At 58.2% G+C, this 1,386-nt stretch carries 2 protein-coding genes and 1 pseudogene; 1 reads left to right on the top strand and 2 read right to left on the bottom strand.

What is annotated here, in order from left to right; all coding sequences use genetic code 11:
• Positions 1–95: 95 nt before the first annotated feature.
• Positions 96–617, top strand: a pseudogene (locus K309_RS41410) (transposase); the annotation flags it as partial.
• 2 nt (positions 618–619) lie between these two features.
• Here the strand turns inward: K309_RS41410 and K309_RS42750 are convergent.
• Positions 620–997 carry a hypothetical protein gene (locus tag K309_RS42750; RefSeq protein WP_198030919.1) on the bottom strand — a complete coding sequence of 126 codons (378 nt, stop codon included), beginning with the start codon at positions 995–997 and terminating at the stop codon, positions 620–622.
• Between the two features lie 53 nt (positions 998–1,050).
• On the bottom strand, positions 1,051–1,386 hold a 336-nt coding region (locus K309_RS43715; RefSeq protein ID WP_232232663.1), incomplete at its 5' end, for a hypothetical protein.

Genomic DNA, 1,386 nt, shown 5'->3' with positions numbered 1-1,386 from the left:
CACCCGACGACCTGCAACATTGGCGATGGACCAGACCGCAGCCACCCATCATTTACCGTGCCCGCGCGCCCATCGAATCCCGTGCTCACGCACAAACGGTCTCTCGGGAACTGACGCGTAACGCTGCAACTCGTGGCGGCCAGCTTGAGTATCGGGCTTCAGTTGCGCAGTGGAAGGCGGAACGGGTTGCCAAAAGACCCAAACCGCCGAAAGTGGTGACTAACCCACGGCTGCTCCACTATGCGCAAGATCGTTTGGAGGGCAAGGTTCGCGACGCTGATGGCCGTGAAATTTCTGGGCCTCGGCAAGCGCCGTTCAAAGGAAGAAACAAACCGCATCGCGGTGACCGCAAATGGGTCCGATCTGCAGCCGATTGGAAATCTGTACGGGCGACCAGCCATTGCGACTTCCCGGATGATGAATCCATGCGAATATCTCACGAAGCCATTGTTACCGAGGATGTGATGATCTGTAGCCGGCCTGCAGAAGCGCAGGATCGTGCTGTGCCAGGGCATTGGGAGGGTGACCTGATCATCGGTCTGAACCGATCTGCTATTGGGACGCTGGTGGAGAGATCAAGCCGTTTCACCATGCTCGTCCACCTGCCTCGGGAGAAAGGCTATGGGTCGACTACGACTCCGGTTGCAGTCTTCTGCCAGACGGAGAGCCAGGGCCAGCGTGCCGCATCCCATGTCAGCTCGAGATTGTTCCCACGCACACGATTGGTACCCCACGATCTGACAATCGCATTGGGTGGGGCGGACATCGCGCGTAGCATTGGCGGTTTGGGTCCCTGGGCAGCCGTCACAGTCTGCAGGGCAGAGAGACCACAAAGCACGCGCAGAGACTGAATGCCGTCGACCGCCGGAATGGTGACTTCGAAGCCAAATCGCGGGGTGTCCGCATCGCCGGCCTCTTGCAGTTGCAACGGATAGCGCAGCCGCGCCCCGCCGGCTGTCGTGACTTCCAGCACAAAGTCCTTCTCGGACTGCAGCATGCTGGTCGCGAGTGTGTCGGGGGCACCCTTCATTCGCACGGGGGCCTTGAGTGTTACTTGACCCGTCCCGTCGATGGCCGCCACTCACCCGTCAGATACAGCACATCGGAGGTCGTGTTCGCACCCTGTGGCTGAATCTGCCGTGCCATGATGCATGGCAACGCTCTCCGGCCATATGACCAGGCATGGTTTGTTAGCCGCTCCAAAGCGGCTCGACACCCCTGAGAAAATTCAGAAAAGTTCAGAATTTTCAGCGCAATTTTAGAAATGTTTAATGTATTCTGATCACAAATAGGCGTTGTTGCATAAATCGAGATTGAAAACAGGGACTCCTCGGTGATGCTGAACTCAGGCGATACGGACGGATTGCGGGCGAGCAAGCGCGACCA

Origin of the sequence: Cupriavidus phytohabitans (assembly GCF_000426345.1) — a bacterium.
Taxonomy (GTDB): Bacteria; Pseudomonadota; Gammaproteobacteria; order Burkholderiales; family Burkholderiaceae; genus Cupriavidus.
This window is presented reverse-complemented; position numbering and strand designations above follow the sequence as displayed.